This window comes from Thermococcus sp. (genome assembly GCF_027023865.1).
Taxonomy (GTDB): domain Archaea; phylum Methanobacteriota_B; class Thermococci; order Thermococcales; family Thermococcaceae; genus Thermococcus.
Map to the genome: position 1 here is coordinate 39,878 of NZ_JALVUC010000016.1, position 18,833 is coordinate 58,710.

The 18,833-nt window shown below is 51.6% G+C and carries 23 protein-coding genes and 4 tRNA genes; 13 read left to right on the top strand and 14 right to left on the bottom strand.

The annotated features are described in order from the left end of the window. The first annotated feature begins 22 nt into the window (after nt 1-22). From MV421_RS05040 to MV421_RS05050, 3 genes are all read left to right on the top strand, one after another. Nucleotides 23-100, top strand: a tRNA-Arg gene (locus MV421_RS05040). 527 nt (nt 101-627) lie between these two features. Next, nucleotides 628-703: transfer RNA gene (locus MV421_RS05045), tRNA-Asn, on the top strand. 5 nt (nt 704-708) lie between these two features. Next, a tRNA-Ile gene (locus MV421_RS05050) sits at nt 709-786 on the top strand. A gap of 339 nt (nt 787-1,125) precedes the next feature. Here MV421_RS05050 and MV421_RS05055 read toward each other — a convergent pair. After that, nucleotides 1,126-1,203 (bottom strand) — tRNA-Pro (locus tag MV421_RS05055). 553 nt (nt 1,204-1,756) lie between these two features. On the opposite strand from MV421_RS05055, the gene MV421_RS05060 reads away from it, so the two are divergent. Genes MV421_RS05060 through MV421_RS05070 form a run of 3 tightly spaced genes read left to right on the top strand, consistent with a single transcriptional unit; the run spans nt 1,757 to nt 3,339 of the window. After that, nucleotides 1,757-2,257 (top strand): hypothetical protein, encoded by a 501-nt coding sequence (locus MV421_RS05060; protein ID WP_297419810.1) that lies wholly within the window; start codon nt 1,757-1,759, stop codon nt 2,255-2,257. Nucleotides 2,258-2,312: 55 nt separating this feature from the next. Then, nucleotides 2,313-2,573 carry a hypothetical protein gene (locus MV421_RS05065; protein WP_297419655.1) on the top strand — a complete coding sequence of 87 codons (261 nt, stop codon included), beginning with the start codon at nt 2,313-2,315 and terminating at the stop codon, nt 2,571-2,573. A gap of 4 nt (nt 2,574-2,577) precedes the next feature. Next, a complete protein-coding gene (locus MV421_RS05070; protein ID WP_297419658.1) occupies nt 2,578-3,339 on the top strand; it encodes a 7-carboxy-7-deazaguanine synthase QueE in 762 nt (253 codons plus the stop codon). Here MV421_RS05070 and MV421_RS05075 read toward each other — a convergent pair. Then, nucleotides 3,326-5,068, bottom strand: coding sequence for a hypothetical protein (locus MV421_RS05075; RefSeq protein WP_297419661.1), 1,743 nt, complete (start codon nt 5,066-5,068; stop codon nt 3,326-3,328). The genes MV421_RS05070 and MV421_RS05075 overlap by 14 nt on opposite strands. A 170-nt stretch (nt 5,069-5,238) precedes the next feature. Between MV421_RS05075 and MV421_RS05080 the strand changes: the two genes are divergently transcribed. The 3 genes from MV421_RS05080 to MV421_RS05090 all read left to right on the top strand — a co-directional run bounded on the left by MV421_RS05080 (nt 5,239) and on the right by MV421_RS05090 (nt 7,591). After that, nucleotides 5,239-6,561 carry a RuvB-like helicase gene (locus tag MV421_RS05080; RefSeq protein WP_297419664.1) on the top strand — a complete coding sequence of 441 codons (1,323 nt, stop codon included), beginning with the start codon at nt 5,239-5,241 and terminating at the stop codon, nt 6,559-6,561. Between the two features lie 68 nt (nt 6,562-6,629). Beyond that, nucleotides 6,630-7,298: a hypothetical protein gene (locus tag MV421_RS05085; protein ID WP_297419668.1), complete on the top strand. Its 669-nt coding sequence runs from the start codon at nt 6,630-6,632 to the stop codon at nt 7,296-7,298. Beyond that, a complete protein-coding gene (locus tag MV421_RS05090) occupies nt 7,298-7,591 on the top strand; it encodes a hypothetical protein (RefSeq protein WP_297419670.1) in 294 nt (97 codons plus the stop codon). Before MV421_RS05085 ends, MV421_RS05090 begins: the two co-directional genes overlap by 1 nt. On the opposite strand, the gene MV421_RS05095 is transcribed toward MV421_RS05090, so the two are convergent. The 3 genes from MV421_RS05095 to MV421_RS05105 are packed head-to-tail and all read right to left on the bottom strand — an operon-like array spanning nt 7,588 to nt 9,523. Further along, complete coding sequence (locus MV421_RS05095; RefSeq protein ID WP_297419672.1) at nt 7,588-8,583, bottom strand: PIN domain-containing protein; 996 nt, start codon at nt 8,581-8,583, stop codon at nt 7,588-7,590. The genes MV421_RS05090 and MV421_RS05095 overlap by 4 nt on opposite strands. Further along, the gene (locus MV421_RS05100) at nt 8,570-9,052 is read right to left on the bottom strand and encodes a hypothetical protein (protein ID WP_297419675.1); all 483 of its coding nucleotides are present in this window, start codon (nt 9,050-9,052) and stop codon (nt 8,570-8,572) included. Before MV421_RS05100 ends, MV421_RS05095 begins: the two co-directional genes overlap by 14 nt. A gap of 9 nt (nt 9,053-9,061) precedes the next feature. After that, nucleotides 9,062-9,523, bottom strand: a complete 462-nt coding sequence (locus tag MV421_RS05105; RefSeq protein ID WP_297419678.1) for a DUF2284 domain-containing protein — start codon at nt 9,521-9,523, stop codon at nt 9,062-9,064. Between the two features lie 143 nt (nt 9,524-9,666). Here MV421_RS05105 and MV421_RS05110 point away from each other — a divergent pair, with 143 nt between their 5' ends. Then, nucleotides 9,667-10,146: a YbhB/YbcL family Raf kinase inhibitor-like protein gene (locus MV421_RS05110; protein WP_297503290.1), complete on the top strand. Its 480-nt coding sequence runs from the start codon at nt 9,667-9,669 to the stop codon at nt 10,144-10,146. A gap of 16 nt (nt 10,147-10,162) precedes the next feature. Here the strand turns inward: MV421_RS05110 and MV421_RS05115 are convergent, their stop codons facing one another. Together MV421_RS05115 and MV421_RS05120 are read right to left on the bottom strand one after the other, a co-directional pair. Continuing rightward, entirely contained in the window at nt 10,163-10,429 is a 267-nt protein-coding gene (locus MV421_RS05115; RefSeq protein WP_297419684.1) for a hypothetical protein, read from the bottom strand. 99 nt (nt 10,430-10,528) lie between these two features. Continuing rightward, a complete protein-coding gene (locus MV421_RS05120; protein WP_367271112.1) occupies nt 10,529-10,909 on the bottom strand; it encodes a hypothetical protein in 381 nt (126 codons plus the stop codon). Nucleotides 10,910-11,110: 201 nt separating this feature from the next. Here MV421_RS05120 and MV421_RS05125 point away from each other — a divergent pair, with 201 nt between their 5' ends. Together MV421_RS05125 and MV421_RS05130 are read left to right on the top strand one after the other, a co-directional pair. Next, nucleotides 11,111-11,692 (top strand): glutaredoxin, encoded by a 582-nt coding sequence (locus MV421_RS05125; RefSeq protein WP_297419687.1) that lies wholly within the window; start codon nt 11,111-11,113, stop codon nt 11,690-11,692. Nucleotides 11,693-11,762: 70 nt separating this feature from the next. Then, the gene (locus MV421_RS05130) at nt 11,763-12,497 is read left to right on the top strand and encodes a cytochrome c biogenesis protein CcdA (protein ID WP_297419690.1); all 735 of its coding nucleotides are present in this window, start codon (nt 11,763-11,765) and stop codon (nt 12,495-12,497) included. On the opposite strand, the gene MV421_RS05135 is transcribed toward MV421_RS05130, so the two are convergent. Further along, entirely contained in the window at nt 12,479-12,940 is a 462-nt protein-coding gene (locus MV421_RS05135; RefSeq protein WP_297419693.1) for an Lrp/AsnC family transcriptional regulator, read from the bottom strand. The genes MV421_RS05130 and MV421_RS05135 overlap by 19 nt on opposite strands. 118 nt (nt 12,941-13,058) lie before the next feature. Between MV421_RS05135 and MV421_RS05140 the strand changes: the two genes are divergently transcribed. Next, nucleotides 13,059-14,402: a leucine/methionine racemase gene (locus MV421_RS05140; protein ID WP_297419696.1), complete on the top strand. Its 1,344-nt coding sequence runs from the start codon at nt 13,059-13,061 to the stop codon at nt 14,400-14,402. Here MV421_RS05140 and MV421_RS05145 read toward each other — a convergent pair whose 3' ends face one another. From MV421_RS05145 to MV421_RS05170, 6 genes are all read right to left on the bottom strand, one after another. Beyond that, complete coding sequence (locus MV421_RS05145; protein WP_297419813.1) at nt 14,403-15,041, bottom strand: DUF996 domain-containing protein; 639 nt, start codon at nt 15,039-15,041, stop codon at nt 14,403-14,405. It abuts the gene before it with no gap. 61 nt (nt 15,042-15,102) lie between these two features. Beyond that, complete coding sequence (locus MV421_RS05150; RefSeq protein WP_297419699.1) at nt 15,103-15,687, bottom strand: DUF996 domain-containing protein; 585 nt, start codon at nt 15,685-15,687, stop codon at nt 15,103-15,105. Between the two features lie 81 nt (nt 15,688-15,768). Then, the gene (gene nuoI, locus MV421_RS05155) at nt 15,769-16,452 is read right to left on the bottom strand and encodes an NADH-quinone oxidoreductase subunit NuoI (protein WP_366938850.1); all 684 of its coding nucleotides are present in this window, start codon (nt 16,450-16,452) and stop codon (nt 15,769-15,771) included. Beyond that, nucleotides 16,452-17,636 (bottom strand): NADH-quinone oxidoreductase subunit D, encoded by a 1,185-nt coding sequence (locus MV421_RS05160; RefSeq protein ID WP_297419819.1) that lies wholly within the window; start codon nt 17,634-17,636, stop codon nt 16,452-16,454. Before MV421_RS05160 ends, nuoI begins: the two co-directional genes overlap by 1 nt. A gap of 10 nt (nt 17,637-17,646) precedes the next feature. Next, nucleotides 17,647-18,234: an NADH-quinone oxidoreductase subunit C gene (locus MV421_RS05165; protein WP_297419703.1), complete on the bottom strand. Its 588-nt coding sequence runs from the start codon at nt 18,232-18,234 to the stop codon at nt 17,647-17,649. After that, complete coding sequence (locus MV421_RS05170) at nt 18,225-18,827, bottom strand: NADH-quinone oxidoreductase subunit B family protein (protein ID WP_297419706.1); 603 nt, start codon at nt 18,825-18,827, stop codon at nt 18,225-18,227. Before MV421_RS05170 ends, MV421_RS05165 begins: the two co-directional genes overlap by 10 nt. Nucleotides 18,828-18,833 lie beyond the last annotated feature (6 nt).

The window sequence follows — 18,833 nt, forward strand, 5'->3', positions numbered from 1 at the left end:
CCGGGAGGAAATAGCGGGCAGTGGACCGGTAGCCTAGCTAGGACAGGGCGGCGGCCTCCTAAGCCGCAGGTCCGGGGTTCAAATCCCCGCCGGTCCGCCACAGCAAACTTTTCTGGTGAGAATTCTGATCAAAAGTGTTTAACTTATTTAGGAATACAATTTCAACTGGATTTCACTGTTTAACTTGCACTGTAATGTATATTACGGTGAGGAGGTTTTTCTAATTGAAGTTTAACTTTTTTTAATGCTCCGAAAGAACGCAGTGGAAATGAACCCCCCACAAGGAGCCCCTTCCATGAATCCCTGCTCTATTGTTTAGGGAGGTGGAAACCCAAAACTTGTTGATCTTGGGAGGAAATAATGGACTTGGAAACGCCTTGAGGAGCAAACTCATAAAACTACAAATGACGAGTAGACTAAACCTACTCAAGAATTTGGATTTTTAGAAAAGCACGCGTTCTTTCCGCCATCCGTTAAGGACACTTGAACGAGGGTGAGAGATACTGAAGCTTTTTCCAAAAGCTTCACCAAAGTGCAGAGAATAAAATGAGTGATCTAAAAGGGCTTTTTGAAGTCACTCCACCGTAAGATTTATAAATGCACTTAGTATTCCCTAAAGTGGGTTGTGCCGCCGTAGCTTAGTTGGTAGAGCGCCGGACTGTTAATCCGGCGGTCCCCGGTTCGAGTCCGGGCGGCGGCGCCAGCTGTGGGCCCGTAGCTCAGCCTGGTCAGAGCGCGCGGCTCATAACCGCGTGGTCGGGGGTTCGAAGCCCCCCGGGCCCACCATAAGAAACTTTTGCTTGGCAAAAGTTTCATCAAAGTTCATAGCTCCTTATTTAAGTGTCACTCGTGATGGTTTTCTGCTTGAATTCACTCATTTTGGACGAGAACTCTTGTGAGTGGCTCCTTGTGAAGGGGTTTACACTAAAAAGACACCCTCCGGGCGTCGGAGGAAAGCAAACCCAATGTCAAGCCCGCCATTTCATTTGTTGTTCTCGTTGAAAGCGAGGGTTTCTCGAGAAGAGAAAAACCAAACTTTCCCAAACGAATAACTTGGAGAACTACAAACTTTCGGTGAAACTTTTGGAAAAAGCTTCAGCACCACTTTCATCAGAAAGGGCTGAATGGTGGGGCCGCCGGGATTCGAACCCGGGTCACGGGCTCCCAAAGCCCGCAGGATGGACCAAGCTACCCCACGGCCCCATGCCCACGTTAGGTGAATATCATTCCTTATTAAGTTTTTCGATGATCTTTGGCTGGTAAGGATCACCCCCTCGAGGTCTGACATCATCGCAACCCAACGCTCGCCGGATGTCTGTATGAAAAGATCGCGAGATATAAGTGCTGTTTTATCCTAAGAATAGAAACAGTTTTGTATTCTTCAGGTATTAACTGTTGATTATCGGGATACAGGGGATATCTATGGAATGGAAGGTCTCCCTCTTTTTGACCCTCTCTCTTTGGCCTAATCTCTGCGGCACTTTACAATGAATCAAAGCTTGCAAGGGATATGACTGTTCGGACGTTAATGGCCACATTTTACTAGGTGGCTTTCAACCTCACAGATCCAAACTTCTCTCAGTGGAGGAAGTCTCCTTCGAAGCTTACTCCAAACTGAATGAGTGCTGTGCCCTCAGCATGATGTTCCAATGGGAAAGCGGAAACGCCACCGAGGACAATTTTTAAGTCCCTGTCGCCATCTCAACGAACTCAAAAGCCTTATAACCTTCACTTCAACCCACTAACGGTGCAAAAGATGACTGGAACAGTAAGCAAGATAATTCACTTTCAGGATGAGGAGGAGTTCCTTGACGAGATAAGTGAAGCCATGGAGCACTTCTCGTACTTGGCGAGCAAGTATGGCCATAATCCTATTGGGGGGGTTCTCCTGTGGGACTATGTTGGAGTCCAGGATGAAGAAGGAGTGAAGATATTCCGCGTTGGAGAGTTCCCCTACTTCGAGGGGACATTGAAGGTTGACCTAGAGACCCTCCGCATCATGGAGCGCTACTTCGATGAGCTTGAAAGCAGATGGGACGAGCTAACGGTGGAGGAGATAAACTACTTCGTCGAGGCGTTAAACGAGACCCTTGGGGGGGAGATGGTTTACTACGAGGCCTACTCCCTTGGCCTTGACCGTAACACTGCTTACGTAATTCTCAACATCGCTAACCTCCACTATCTGGACGGCATCTTAGAAGGCCGGGACCGGGAAGTATTTGAAGAGGCCGTTGGAATACTCATGAAATACGTGTAATTAAGTAATAGATTAATTATGTAATTATTTAATTCTACCGCGTGGGGGTGGGGATGTGCTCTTCAAGAAGCAAGGTATTTTTAATGAGGAGGACGCGAGAAAAGTCGTTGAGTGGATGAGCTCTCACCCGGAGGAGAAAGAGCTGATCGTCATGGCCGAAGGTATTACCAGTGAGGCTAAGAGGAGGCTCTGGGACTACGCGAGGGCAGTTCAGCTCATGGCAGACATGACCGGTGAGGACAGGAGTGTTCGGGTTGAAATACTCGAGGGTTTCGTGAGCGAGAAGGTGAAGGGGCTGAACGTGAAGGAGTTGTGAGACCATGAAGCTTGTAATGGCCGAGGTCTTCAATAGCTGGCAGGGTGAAGGCGGGAGTGTTGATGGTTCCGCCTTCGGCAGAAGACAGATTTTCATCAGGTTCGCGGGTTGTGACCTTCATTGTGTCTGGTGTGACTCCAGGGGGTACATAGACGCCTCAAGGGTTTCCCGTTGGCGTTACGAAGTCAAACCCTTCACCGGGAAGTTTGAGTATAGACCAAATCCTGCCTCGGTTGAGGATGTTGTTGATGCCGTTTTGAGGCTAGATACAGAGGACATACACTCGATAAGCTACACCGGTGGCGAGCCTACCCTTCAGATAGAGGCCTTAAAGGCCCTGATGGAGCGGATTAAAGGCCTCGGCTTCGATAACTTCCTCGAAACCCACGGCGGCCTGCCGGGGCTTATTAAGAAGGTCGCCCCCCTGACGGACTACGCGAGCGTGGACATAAAGGACGAAACCGCCAATGCCACAGCTGATTGGAAGGATCTCGTCCTCAGGGAGGTGGAGAGCATCAGGATCCTAAAGGAAGCCGGCGCGAAGACCTACGCCAAGCTCGTCGTTACCTCCGAGACAATGCCCGAAAACGTCCGCTGGTACGCGGAACTTTTGAAAGGCTTAGCTCCTCTCGTCATCCAGCCGAGGGAGCCGATTGACATTCCTCAGGAAAGACTCATGGAGTTCTACCGCGAGGCTTCGCTTGTAATGGGCAGGAAAAACGTCGGCCTGAGCTTTCAGGTGCACAAATACCTCAACGTGCTTTGAATCCCCGAGCCGAGAGGGCAATGAGGACGATTACCCCCGGTCCGCAGATTGATTTTTGTTCTCCCGCTGTGGATTTGGGTGGTTTAGTGCTTGAGGTGGCAGTTTTTGTCATTGGGGGTGTGCTCGTTTTAGTCGGTGCCTTCCGATATTTTACGAGTTCAGGATAGACCGTGAAGTTGCCCTGGACCCTGAAGAGCCCGTAAACCGTCCCGTTGCCTGAGAAGGAATAAATGGGCCAAAGAGAACAAGTGGGGAGTATTCTATCCCCAACCCTCGCGTATCCATGGGGAAGTCCACTGAAATCAACCGAATACTTCCGCGGATACACGAACGTTCCTCCCTTTACATGGACGTAGTTCAGAGTGGGAACCGAAAGGAAGTACTTTGAATAAGTTGAGATATTTGTGAGCCTTTTTCCCTTTACCGAGCCGGCCACAAACTCGTCCCATATTTTAGGCGATACTGAGCCGTTCTTTATCCACTCACCCTTTTCAGGAAAGAAGCGTATCAGCGTGACATTTTGGGAACCATCCTCTCGGACGCCCAGGTATGGTTTTCTGTCTATGAAGGCAACGCCGAGGTGGAATATCTCATCGTCTGCCCCTCCGAAGTAGAACGTGGGATTTCCGTATTCGTCCCTCGCTGGAGGGTTGAACTGCCTGAGTATTGACCTAAGATCCACTTGGAAAAGACTTCCATTGTACCCAAAGAGGAGGGTGTAACCCATATCGCCATACTCGTTGGGTGCGCCTGGGATCAAGATTCCACCCACGGTCATGTTCATTAGGAAGAGAGTGATGGTTCCGTTCGTAAAGCTACCCATTGAAACCTCAACTTTCCCCGGTTCAATGTTCACGTAGGTGTAGTTCCTTCCGCCAAAAGACATCGCAGGTGGTTCCACGATTTTTGGAAGTTTGAGGTTTGGAAGGGAGCACTTGTAGTAGTAACCTCCGTATTCACCCTTCATCCTCTTCGTTTTGAGCTTTAAGGCAGATTTCATCGTTCCGTTCCGGTATTCCAGAATCAGCGGGGGAATAACAGGGGTGGAGTTGCTGAACCTCAGGGGGATTATCGGGGAGACGTAGCGTCCCCCAGAGTAGAATCGCTCCGGTATGAAATCCCTGCAATCCACAAGTTGAACCTGGGGAAAGTATACGTAGATCCTGCCCCCGTATGAGAACGCCCGCATTCTCTTGACAACGCCGGAGATGTTGAACCTCCCAACTAGGGGCTTCAGGTCGTTCGAATATATGTGATCCGCCAGCATGCCGGAGATATTGAGGGAAGAGAGATACCGCCGGAGAAGGTTGAAGGAGAAGGAAACCTTGGAGCCGTTGAGGTCAATTACAACCGTACCCTTCGTCAGGTTCAGAGGATACGTTTCGAGGGGAATCCCCTGGGCTTCACCGAGTTTCCCAGTAAGGTTCCCGCCCATAACTCTGTAATGAACGGTAAAATCAAGGGCATCGGCATTCAGGCACTCCAACCTGTCGGTTTCCGAGGAAATCGGACACATTCCCTCGTAGGATTGGTAGAAGTAGTAAACATCAAGGCCGAAAACGAGACTGCCATTGGACACATAAGGAGTTACCTCAAAGAGGACCGGGTCAGGGAGTTCAATTTCAGGAGGACAACCCCCCCTTCCCGAAACCGGGTGGAAAGGATACGCCAGAGAAACAATGAGAACGATTATCAGCATAAACTCCATGTTTTTCATCGTGTTACTCACCAAAGTTGTTCTTAACCAAACCTTTTTAAAAAGGTTTTGGAACTCTCTGCTGGCGATGATGACATTGGCCTTTGGGGTGAGCGATGCCCGGGATCGACGGTCTGAGCCTCCGTCAAATTTTTAAATTCTCCTCTTTTAGTAACTCCTAGAAAGATTAAGGGGGGGAGTGCATGGCGGTAATCGAGGAGGTCGCGAAGGGAACCTTTGAAAGGGTTGGAATGCATTCCCACATAAGGGGTCTCGGTTTAGATGAGAACGGAAAGGCCCTCTTCATGGCCGATGGAATGGTTGGGCAGGTTAAGGCCAGGGAAGCGGCCGGCATAGCCGTCGAACTCATCAAACGCGGCAAGCTTGCCGGGAAGGGGATCCTGCTCGTCGGTCCGACCGGAAGCGGTAAGACGGCCATAGCGATGGGTATAGCAAGGGAACTTGGAGAGGATGTTCCCTTCGTCCAGATAGCGGGCAGTGAAATCTACTCCGCCGAGATAAACAAGACCGAGTTCCTCAAGGAGACCCTTAGAAGGGCGATAGGTGTAAGGATAAGCGAGGAGAGGAAAGTCTACGAGGGCGAGATCAAGGAGGTTAAAATTAATAAGACTAAGCACCCCTTCAACCCCTACGTGGAGGTTCCAGAGAGCGTTCTCATAACCCTCCGCACGAAGGACGACGAGAAGACCGTTAGGGCCGGCAGGGAGATAGCCCACCAGCTCCTGGATATGGGGGTTGAAGAGGGCGATGTCATACAGATCGACGCCGAAACCGGGAGAATTTCAAAGGTCGGCACCACAAAGGAGGAGGAGGGACTGTTCTTCAAGAAAAAGGTTGACCTCCCGAGCGGACCGGTTCTCAAAATAAAGGAGTTTACTTACACCGTTACGCTTCACGATCTAGATGTTGCCAATGCCCGTGGAAACATCTTTGGCCTGCTCTTCAGCACTGGCGCGGAGATAAGCGACGAGATAAGACAGCGCGTTGATGGGACCGTCAAGCAGTGGATAGAGGAGGGCAAGGCAACACTCGTCCCGGGAGTGCTCTTCATTGACGAGGTTCACATGCTCGACATTGAAGCGTTCTCCTTCCTCGCAAGGGCGATGGAGGGCGAGCTTGCTCCAATCTTAATCATGGCCACCAACCGCGGCAGAACCACGATAAGGGGAACCGACATTGAAGCGCCGCACGGTATGCCCATCGACATGCTCGACCGCCTGCTTATCATCAACACCAAACCATACAAGGGGGAAGAGATCAAGGAGATAGTCAAAATCCGCGCGAAGGAGGAAAAGATAGAGGTCAGCGATGAAGCCGTAGAGTACTTAGCGGAACTCGGTGAGAAGACCAGCCTCCGCTACGCCGTCCAGCTGCTGGCACCGGCGAGTGTCTTGGCCAAAGGCGGAAGAGTAGAGAGGGAGCACGTTGAAAAAGCCAAAGAATACTTTGCCGACCTCAAGAGGAGCACGGAATTCGTTGAAAAGCTCGAAGGAATGCTGAGCTAATTTTTCTATTTTGGTATTCTTTTCAAAACACTTTTAAACATTAACTTCTTAACACTCTAGGCGGGAGTATGCGGGGTTGGGTCATTATCATAGTGTTGATCCTCGTTAGTGTGTTCGGTGGGGGGTGCATTTCAAGCGTGGGTCCATCCCACAGTACCTCCAGTACTTTCGAGACCGCTCTGAGCACTCTGCATCTTACCTCCGAAGGGCAGACCCCTCTGGTAACTCCTGAGATTGGCACCGTTGGGATAAACGGCACCTTCTCTGGCAATCTGACGGTACCTATGAACATTTTGGGAGAAGTTGAGGAGTTTTTTGAGGGAACGAATGCAACTCTCTACGCCTTTGAGGCTAGGATAATCAGTGAGAAGTCCAACGTGAGCGTTATCGTTTACGTCCTGAAGCTCGTCCCTCCATTTATACCCAGAAAGTTCAACGTCACCGTAAACGCTCATCTGATTAACGGAACTGTCTTCGTTCCATACACCCAGGGAATCCCCGTTTCCGTCGAGGTCGGCAACTTCAAAACAACTTCTTATCTTGACGTTCACCCAGAGAACGTTGTGAGGGCCACTGGAGCACTAAAGAAGTCCGAACTCGATAACCTCAACGGCTCGACGATTTTAACCGTTAATGGGCTTCGCTTTGTCGTTCAAGTTTCCAAACCGGGAAGCTATACCCTCATTGTCCTCCACAACGGCACCGAGGTTTCCTCAGGCGGCCTGGAGGTTGGATAATGAGGAGACTTTACTGGGCCGTTCCCTTCATGGTGTACTCCATTGCCTATCTGCTCTGGGAGTTCCAGCCCACCATCGCGTTTTTCGTGGTTTTGGACTGGCTGGCTTTCCTGATAGAATACCGTTACGGGGGGGAATCAAAGGAGGGAGAGGAGCTGACGGTCTTCGGGGTGGCGGCGGCGCTTGTCATTCTACCCCTTGGAGGATACGTGACGATGTTCGCGGAGGTCCTCACGGCTTTCATGTTCTCCCTTGAGCTTGCAGGGGCCTTCGTTAAAACCCACCGGGGTTAACCGTCCATTATCTCCATCAACTTTCTGCTCAGCTTAAGGTGGAAGCCGAACTCGTGGTAGGTCCTGTTCTCCTCTGGGAATAACAATTTCAGCTCGTTCAGCCCCTCCTTTCCACCGAACTCTCCGAACACTAGAATCCCGTTGACCTCAATGACACCGAGTACCGAGGCGAGGTTGAAGAGGAGAGTTCTTAGTTGGTAAGGAGAGACACTGTGCCTGCCAAGTTCCCCGTGTGGATACTTGAAAAGGAAGTATTCCAATCCCTCCATCTCGGCAACATCGGTAATAGCCACGTCAGCGGTGAGAAAGACTAGCAACGTCGGTGTCATGTTGTCATAGCGCTTCAGGCTCTTTATTATAAGCTCATCGTTGTTGTGCGTGTCTTCCCTCACGCTCTCGGCTATGATTATCCTACTCTTAAGCGCTTCAAACTCCTTGAGGGCTACGTATGCGGCTTTTCTGCTCTTCTTCGTCCTCCTGTTGCTGAATTCCCTCAACAAACCTCTGTTCTGAACCTCCCGGCCGATTTCCTCCAGCTGTCTGTTTCTGTACTTATAGTTCATGGCGTTCTCTATCTCCTTCTTCACGCCCTCCGCAATGACTATCTGGTACCCATCGAGCGGTTTAAAGGATGATATGAAGCGGTGGTAGAGCACGTTCGTGTCCGGAGCGAAGGCAACACCCTTCTTCAACCTCTCGTAAAGTTCAAGGTTCTGTGCGAACTCATCAGCGTTCTCGTAGCGGATTATGCCCGAGGAGATAAAGGTCTCGTAGAAGTCTACGTAGGTGGGAAGCTCGTTCCTCAGGTGTTCTGGAACACGCTCGCTGAATGACCTTCTGTCGACGGTTACCTCAATCCGGTACCCATTTTCCAAAGGAAGGGCCTTAAGGAGTTCGATTCCGTAGAGGGGATAACTCACGTGCATCTCACCCAAGACGTTCATAAGTATCTGAAGCTCGGGCTTCTCAATGACTTCACTAGTTCCCCTCATTCTCATCCCCCATGAAGTTTCTTATCGGCTGCATGTGCGTGGGTATCATCATGTAAGGTCTGTCAGGAAAATCCAGGTCCAGCAGACCCATGTAGACAATGAACGCCACTGGAAAAGCCCTTATTTGGACTATCGCGGCCGCTACTAGGGCCTTCCTGCCGGAGGTTATGTCGAGACCCATCCTGTAACCCCCTCTCTCCAGCTCCGAGAACAGTCCTCTGAACTTCCTGTCGGCAACGAAGAAACCGTAGTCTGGTATCACGTCCGTTTTTATCTCAGGGTCCGAGTTGTACGCCTTGGAGATGGCCTTCAGCGCTCGGACGACCTTTGGCAGGCTGTTCCTGTAGCGCTCCTCAGTAAAGATGTATATCAGGTCTGCTTTTTTGCCCATCGTTAGGAGTTTGTAGTATGCGTTAACGACCGCCCAAGGTGACCTTCCAAGCAGGGTTATGTACGCGACCTTTGGCATTTTTAAGCCCTAATCTACTAGCACCATCCCGTACAAAACGCTTTCGGAGAAGTTGATTTTCACGAGCCTTCCTATTTCTATCCCAATTGCGTCTATGCTTGGCCTGACTTTCGTTGGAAACCTACAGGGTTCGCCGCGCTCGAATGGACAGTCGTCGCAGAGATTGCATGAGCCTGGAAAGAGCGCCATAGCGTAGAGGTTGCCCTCTCTGAAAAGCTCTGTCTCTCTCTTTAGGAGGTATAGAATAGCCCTTCGTTTTTCGTTCTCGAAGTCATCCATGTCTATGGAGAACTTTATTAGGATGGCTTTTCTGAAGTGTCCTATCCACTCCCGCGCTTCCTTCCAGTCGGGCACGTGAGGCGGACAGCTCGGTCTCTTCCCATACATAGAGCAGGTGCGACACTTCCACATAGGCCGAGGTGAAACAACTATATCCTCCGCAGGGATCTCCCTTTCCCATATGACGTGCATGATAGTCCAAAATGGCATCCAGTATTTAACCTTTGGCAAAACTCTTTTACGGGGAAAGTGCGTAGCTTAAACCATGAGGGGGCTAAGCCCCCATACTAACTGTCCTTATAATCGGGAGCGAATGCATCTCTGGAGGTGAAAACTTGAACACCCCAAAGACCCTTGAGATTGGTTCCATCTTCCATAACAACGACCACATTCCGGTGGAGTTCACCTGCGACGGCGACGATGTGAACCCACCGATCTTCATTGGACGTATAGACCCAACCGTGAAGAGCCTGGCCATAATCGTGGACGACCCCGATGCTCCGATGGGCACGTTCACCCATTGGATAGCGTGGAACATACCACCCCTAGGAGAGATTCCAAAGGGTGTCCCAAAGGATGATGTTGTTGAGGCACCGGTTAGAATGATCCAAGGTAGGAACGACTTTGGAAGGGTAGGCTACGGCGGACCTTGTCCCCCCAAGGGACATGGAATCCACCACTACCACTTCAAAGTCTACGCCCTCGATACCGAGCTTGGTCTCCCTACTGGGGTGGCAAGAAAAGAACTGGAGAGAGTCATAGAAGGGCACGTTATCCAGTGGGGAGAACTTATAGGCATCTATGAGAGGAAATGAGATCACAAAGTTCTCGTTATCTTCCTTTGCCCTTAGGTTCCATGAGTTTCACTACGAGGTTTATGGCGCTCTGAAGGGCCGACAGGAAGTTCAGCGTGAAGAATATCCAGTCACCGATTATGTAGGAGTAGGCTGTGAGGAGGCTCGCGGCAGTGACGTAGATTATTATGAACCCCAAGTTGAGGGGGCAGTGCCTTTTCTTAATCGTCTCCACCGTCTGTGGAACCCAAGAGCCGACGAGGAGTAGCATTCCAAGTAGTCCGATTATCTCTCCACCGTTCATTTTCTCACCTTGTTGGGGAAAGAGGGAACCTAAAAAAGGCTTGTGGATTCCTTTCTGTTAACTTTTTCCCTCAAGAAGGAGATTATAAACAGTCCGGCGCTAAAGCTGGCTGGCAAGCCTAGACATAGCCCATGTTTTAACGTCCTCGTCCATTATGCCGTTGATTATCCCCATGGCCTCCGAGATTTTGCCCTCCTTCGCCAAAGAGAGGGCTACCTCCGCTTCCACCTTTGCGCGCCCGGGAAGTTCCCTTATGTACCCGGCGATCTTCAAGGCCTCTTCTGATTTCCCGAGGTTCAGGAACTCAAAGGCCAGGCTCATGAGGGCCTTCGTCGATTCTTCGGGCTTCTTTATGTCGAGTGCCGCTTTAATTGCCCTGTTGAGAAACTCGGAGTAGTCGTCGTTTCTCTTGGCCGCTTCAACCGCTATCTGGGATATCGCTTTGGAGCGTATCACATCGTCGGTTATTTCCTCTGCCATATTTAAAGCCTCGTTCACCTTCCCGAATTGATGAGCTTTTGAACCGCCTCGTAGAGGCCCCTGGAGCGGTACCACTCCTGCATGTTCATCCCCCCATTACTTCGGCACTTGAAGATTTAAACGTTCCCTACTCACTGCAGTTTTTATCAAAGGGGCGGCAGGGTTTATAACCCCTGGGCTAAACTGTAAACGGGTGATTGAATGAAAAAGGTTGGGTTGGTTCTAATAGTTGCACTCCTCATCGGCTTCGCCGCGGGGTGTATATCAACCCCCTCTGGCGGAACCCACACGACTTCCACGACTTCAACAACCTCCAAAGCTCAGCCAACGAACTACGTTGTGGTCAACGGCACCAAGATTTACCTCAACGAGATCCACTTCTACATGTACGGCCTTAAGACCTGCCCCCACTGCAGACACATGCACGAGTGGATTCCCAAGGAATACGGCAACTCTTCCCTCACCTACTATGAACTCCTGAACAACGAGACAAACATGAAGCTCTTTGCCCAGATATCAAAGCTTACGGGCATAAACGGAGTTCCAGCCATTGCGATTACATACAACGGTAGCCTGATGGCCATAATGGAGGGAGAGTTCAACGTCACCGCAACACCCCAGATAATCCATGCGGCAATGGTCAACAACGGCACACTTCTCTTCGTTGGCAGGGCGTATATACTCCCCCACAAAGATCCCAAGGCGCAAAAGGCCATTAAAGAGCTCTACGACCTCTTCGTGAAGCATGAGATGCCAACCAACACCACATCTCAGGGCGGCTGATTCAATTAACTTCTTATTTTAAACCTTTTGTTCTGGAAAAAGTCAAAAGGTTTTCTCCAAAGTTCCCCTTATGAGGGGTGAAATCAAAGCTTTTGGACTGATAATTGGACTGTCCTTCTTCATCAGCGCCGCGGTTCTCTGGGTCCTTGGCATTCCGGGATTTATACCCAAGTTCTACGCCCTAGCGATGAGTGATTCAATCAATCCCTGCACCTTTGTGATATACACCATGCTCCTGATAGCAGTCTCGGTCAGAGAAGTTTCAAGGAAGCGGCTCTACGTCATAGGCTCGGCCTTCATCTTGGCTGTCTATGTTTCGTACTATCTACTCGGTGTGGGTCTTCTATTCTTGGGGCAGTACATCCCACTCTGGGCAGCGGGTGTCTTCGCAGTCGCCTTCGGTGCGTACACGATTGCCACAGGACTTCTTGAGAGGTCCCGCATAGGCGACAAGGGGAAAATCCGGAGGAGGATTTTCTCTTCCGATGCAACCTTTCTGGGGTCTTTTACCCTAGGTATGGTTGTTTCCACGACCCTTTTGCCTTGTTCCGCTGGTAGCTACCTTGTTTACACCACCATAATAGCCCGCGGAAGCAGGGCCCTGGCCTTCCTACTTCTTGCCTTATACAACGTCATCTTTGTCCTACCGCTGGTCATCATCCTTCTGGCAATGGGGGGTGTGAGCGAGAGCAAGCGGTTTTCGCAGGCCATGGTGAGGCACAGTGCCGGACTTTCTGTCATAGCGGGAATCCTCCTCATCGCCATAGGCATCTGGGTGCTCTTCGCTCAGAACACCCTCGCGTAGCCCCACTTGCGGACGCTGGTCAGGATTGATGTTTCCGTGCTCCTTATCCCATCCACCCTTCCGAGCTTCTCGATGAGGAAGTTCTCAAGCTCGTGCAAGTCCCTCACGGTAACCTGCATGAGTATGTCGTGAGCACCGGTCGCTATGCCGAGAACGTCAACCTCCGGCAGCTTTTCCAGCTCCTCGGCGGCCTTCTTCACTCTACTTGGCTCAACGTCAACTGCTATGAAGGCGACTATTGAATAACCTGCCTTGAAAGGATTTATCAGCGCCGCGAACTTCCTGATGATCCCGCGCTCCGCCAGCCTCTTTACCCTAAGCCTCACCGTGGATTCCGGTACCTTCAACCTTCTGGCTATCTTGGAGTAGCTCGCCCTCCCGTCATCCTGAAGGACGTTTAGTATCATCCTGTCAAGGCTGTCAATCTTTTCGTTACTTCGCATATTATCACCTTATTTTCTATTAATCACTTCTACTATTTTTAAGTTTTTTAGCTGAATACGTAGAATATCACCGAAATTCCTATTAGTTCCAAACGCGTATAGCAGTATGGGTGGGAGCATGGGATACCCGGATAACAAAGATGAAGTCCTTGAGAGATATTCTAAGATTTTTTCCAGGGCATCTAGAGTTACATACTCCCCAATAGTCCCGTTGAGGGCCGAGAACGCCCGTGTTTGGGATTTTGAGGGGAGGGAGTACATAGACTTTCTAAGCGATGCGGCCGTTCAAAACGTCGGCCACAACAACCCGCGGGTGGTTGAAGCGGTGAAGAGAACCGCCGACAGACTGCTTCACTTCACGTTCATCTACGGGTTCCCGATAGAGCCACTCCTTCTTGCGGAGAAACTTGCGGAGATTGCTCCGATGGAGGGTGTAAAGGTTTCCCTCGGCCTCAGCGGGAGCGATGCCAACGACGGTGCCATAAAGTTCGCGAGGGCATACACGGGCAGAAGGGCTGTTTTAAGCTACCTTCGAAGCTACTACGGCTCAACATATGGGGCCATGAGCATCACCGGTCTCGATTTTGAGGTGCGCTCCAAGGTCGGTCAGCTTAGTGATGTTCATTTCATTCCATATCCCAACTGCTACCGCTGTCCCTTTGGGAAGGAGCCCGGGAAATGCCACATGGAGTGCCTGGAGTACCTGAAAGAGAAGTTTGAGGGTGAAGTTCATGCGGATGGTGTTGCAGTCCTCATGGCTGAACCTGTGCAGGGAGACGCGGGCATGGTGGTTCCTCCGGAGGAATACTTCAAGAGACTGAAGAGAATCCTAGACGAGCATGGGATTCTCCTAGCGGTGGACGAGGTTCAGAGCGGCCTTGGTAGGACCGGGAAATGGTTCGCGATAGGGCATTTCGGTGTCGAACCCGACATAGTAACCCTCGCCAAGCCCCTAGGCGGTGGCCTTCCGATAAGTGCAATAATCGGCAGGGAGGAGATAATGGACTCAATTCCTCCGATGGGTCACGCGTTCACCCTGAGCGGAAACCCCGTCACGAGCGCTGCCGCTTTGGCGGTGATCGAGGAAATAGAAGAGCGGGATCTCCTGGAGCGCGCTGAACGGCTTGGTAGATATGCAAAGAGGAGATTGGAGGGGATGAAAAAGCGGCACGAGATGATAGGAGACGTCCGCGGCCTTGGCCTCATGCTCGGTGTTGACCTCGTAAAGGACAGGGAGACGAAGGAGAGGGCCTACGAGGAGGCAAGAAAGGTAGTCTGGAGGGCCTACGAACTGGGGCTCATAGTTGCCTTTCTTCAGGGCAACGTTCTAAGGATCCAGCCACCGTTGACGATAGAAGAGGAACTTCTTGAGAAGGGGCTTGATATACTTGAAGGGGCCATCGAGGATGTTGAGGAGGGAAAAGTCTCGGACGAAGTTTTGAAAAAAGTGGAGGGATGGTAGTCAGAAGACCGAGATGTCTTGCCCTCCTTTCTCCCCTTCGACGTTCAGCTCCTCGGGCATGTTGTTGAACCCAAGGATGACGAATATCCTAGCCACCAGTATCAACAGGAGCCCCACCAGTATTATTGTGGTGATGGCCCCCCACTTGAACCAGCTGGCGGCGTCTTTGAACTCCTTCGTCCCGGTTATCTCGTACATCGCACTCCAGGCCTTCATCTCAAAGTACGCGCTGACGATGGCCACCGCGACGACGAGGAGCAACATTCCAAAGATCGACATTACGATGCCCGTGTTCGATCCACCGTAGTTCTGTGTTATTACGACGTTTTCGCCTGGGGTTACCGTAGTGGAACCGGAGAAACTCTCGCTCGTCTGGACACCCATACTGGCGAGACCCGTGAGGCTCAACGAGACCACCAAGACCAGGATCAGCACCGACATTAAGGTTATGACCGCGTAGAGATAGTTTCTGAAGGGTCTGCCGTCTTCAACTGCCTCCCCTACCCTGTGCAGGGCCACGAGGACGAGTATGAAGCCAACGAGTGAGATGACGATGCCCACATAGGGAATGAAACTGCCGACGAGCGCTATAACCGCACCCCACATGCCAAGGTTTTTCTCACCTGCTACGTTGACCATGAAAACCACCACGTACAAATTAACTTTTAGCTTAAAAAGTTTACACTAAAAAGTAAGAAATTTAGAAGACGGCCACCATCTCATCATCCTGCCCGGTTTCGATCTCCTCCGGCATGTTTGCAAAGGCGAGTATCTGGTAGATCGCCGCCACGAAGAGCAGTATAAGCCCAACGAGGATTATGAGTGTTATCGCTCCCCACATCAGGAAGTTCGCGGTTTTTTTGAACTCCTCAATTTTTGTAATCTCGTACGCTGCTCTCCAGGTCTTTATCGTGAAGTATATCCCGATTATTGCCCCCGCAAGCAGGAGGAGTATGGCCGTCCCGAGCAGGCCGATTCCAATGGTGTTCGTGCCCGTTGGGTGGTCAACGAACCCAGGTGCAGAGACTATCCCGATCAGCATGAACACCACAGCAACGGCGGCGATGCCTATGCTAACGACGACTGCGTAGAGGTAATACCTGAACGGCCTCTCATCTCCAAGTTTGTCCCCGAGGCCTTTGAGGGCTATGAGGATGAGCACCTGGCCTATCAACGAAGTCGTTCCCAGGAACACCCCAACGTAGGGAATAATCCCAAGGAACCCTCCGATCAGCACGAGAATAGATCCCACAAGTCCGAGGCTCTTCTCTCTTCGAACGTCCACAGAATCACCTCGACCTGTGGTAGATATATCACCTTAAAAAATTATCGGAAGGTACGAGGGAAATGAAAAAAAGAGGTCCCTTCATTGGGGCTTATCTTCGGCGGTGGAGGTCTTCTTCTCGGCAGGCTTGCCTGCGCCGGGCTCTTCCTTCTTCGCAGGAGACTTTGCGACGGGTTTTGCCGCTGGCTTTGGTCTGGCCGCCGCAGGAGGCCTCAGACCGTAGCCGAGTATCTTGAACTCCAGCTTGTCTCCGTCGCGGAGATGGTAGACGTAAATTCCATCGCCCTTCTTTTCTATCTTCTCAACGGGGAAGCGGTAGTCCCCGAACTTCTCGTTGAGTTCCCTGACTTTGTCCGGGTGTATCGGCACCCAATCGTAAAGCTCGAGATCCTCTTCCAGTCCACTGGTAGTGAGATAGAAGTTCTCACTGAAGCCAAGCGCTCCCGTTGGGCAGACGTCGACGCAGAACTGGCAGAAGGTACAGCGACCGTAGTCCACCTTTGGGTGGGGTCTCTTCTCCCCTTCTATCCAGGTCATCTCTATGGCCCTAGCCGGGCATATCTGGCCGCAGAAGTTACAGCCGACACAGGTCTTCCAGTTCAGCGTGTGGAATCCCCTGTACTTCGGTGCGGGCTCTATCTTCTCGAAGGGTATCTTGATGGTTACCGGCTTCTTGAACAGGTACTTTATCCCCATCCAGGGCTTGACGAAGGACTTCTTGATCTTGACTTTCTCTTCTCCAACGACTCTCGCGGGCATCTTCATCACCTGTCTATGTCCGGCGGGCAGTTGTCAAGGGTCTTCAATATGACCGGTACGTCCGCAATGCGTGCCCCCTTCAAGAGCTCCTCAAGCACAGTAACTCCGTGGCTCTGGCTTGGTCCGCGGAAGTGCGCTCTGTAGGGCTTGTGGCTTCCGTCACTCACTACGTAGGCCCCGAAGTCACCCTTCGTGCTCTCGACGTGGGCGTAGGCGTCTCCTTTGGGTGGCTTGAACCTTGGAAGGGCCTTTAAGCGTGCGTCCTGAACCATATACGGTCCGCTTGGCGGCCCCATGTCGAGGAGCTGCTCGAGGATGTAGAGATCCTGCTCTATCTCGTACCTTCTGACGAGGGTTCTCGCGAGGCTGTCACCCTCCTTGAGGACAGGAATCTCGAAGTCGAGCTGGTCGTAGAGATAGTACGGGTCGTCCTTCCTGACGTCGTACGGGATGCCAACGGCCCTCAGGTTCGGACCGGTTACGGCGTGCTTGAGGGCAAACCTTTTGTCCATTACCCCTACTCCCTCAGTCCTCTCGAAGGTAATGTAGTTGTCGAAGAGTATCTCGTCGAAATCTTTCATCTTGCTCTTTATGTACTCCACCGTGTCGCGGAGTTGCCTCAACCAGTGGTCGCCGGGGATGTCCCTTCTAACGCCACCAGGCACGGTGTAGATGTGGTATACCCTTCCTCCAGTGAGTTCCTCAAAGAGGCGCATGAACCTCTCACGGTATGCTGCCGCCCACTGGCCGGCGGTGTAGAGGCCTATCTCGTTTCCAAAGCCCATTATCCAGAACATCCAGGAGCTCATCCTTGCCATCTCAAGGACGACGTTCCTTATCCATATAGCTCTGTCTGGAACCTCCCAGCCGACTATCTCGTCAACTGCCATCGAGTAAATGTTCTCGGGAACGTCGCTTTCCGGAACGCAGATACGCAGGATTAAAGCGATGTTGCTGAAGTAGGGCCTACCCTCGGCGAGCTTCTCAAAGCCCCTGTGGAGGAAGCCGGGATTGACTATCGCCTTCTCTATCCTGTTGCCGTCCATTTTGAGGATTATGCTGAAGTTTTCGGTTGCCATATGCTGTGGGCCGAAGAAAAGCTCATAGACGTCCTTGTCTATGGGGTGGAGGTACATATCATGTTGCTTTGCCTCTTCTCTCAACTCTTTTGGAACCTCGACGTTTGCCATGTTCACCACCTCATATCACGTAGTTCGTCTTGCTCTCATCATACCTGTCGAAGTCTTCCCCATAGATGGTCTTGGCGTAGCCGAGTGTGTTGAAGTCTTTCCTGAGTGGATGCTTCTCGTACTCCCTAGGTTCGAGGATGAACGGTCCGAGGCGTGGGTTGCCCTCGAAGATTACCCCAAAGAACTCATGGGATTCTCTCTCGTATGTCTCGGCAACCGGCCAGATGTCCATGACGGTGGGCAGTTTTGCGTTGTCCCTTGAAATCCTCGTCCTGATGAAGGCGTGGATTCCTTCGCTCACGCTCCAGAGCTGGTAGATGAGTTCAAACTCCCCCTCCTTCAGCCAGTCCACGGTGCTTATCTGCATGAGCATCTCAAACTCCTCGCTTGCAAGCTCGAGGAAGTCGTGTAACCTCCCCGCCGGGACCTTGAATTCGACCCTTCTCTCGCGTCTGACGTTGCCCTCGGCGTACGGTGCCTTCTCGGTGAGTGCCTTAATGAGTCTCCCCTCCTTGGTGTCGGGAACTGGCTTGGCCTCTTCAACGGGTTTTGCTTCCTCGACTTTACTCTCTCCCGCCTTTTTCTCGTTCATATCCATGCCAACCACCTCTTTGCCTCCTTCTCGCGCCATCCCTCACCGAACAGTTCGTCCTGATTCTTCTTGTACCACTCGTAGTTATCATGATAGCGTTTCCAGCCGTCCGCTTTTCCTTTCTCTATCCTGCGCATTACCTCCAGTATCCCATCCATGACAGCCTCGGCCCTCGGCATGCACCCTGCTATGGCCACGTCGATGGGTATGTATCTGTCAAGTTGCTTGACGACGTTGTAGGAATCCCAGTAAACGCCGCCGTTTATCGGGCATGAACCGTGGGCGAGGATGTACTTCGGCCCCTGCATCATCTCATACGTCACGATTATCCTTTTGAGGGTTTTAGGCGTTACATAGCCCGTTATGAGGAACAGGTCGGCCATCCTCGGCGATGGGTTGACCATGACGCCAAAGCGTTCAAAGTCGTACCTGGCGTTGGCCAGCGGCGGCATCTCGATACCGCCGCATCCGGTACAGAACGCCACTATCCAGAGGCTCTTCTTCCTAGCCCACCTGAACAGCGGCTCGAAGAGCTTGAACTCCTGGAGTTCGTAGTGTATGACGCCGTCGTTTTCGTTAACCCCTTTCATCTCGCTCATCCACAT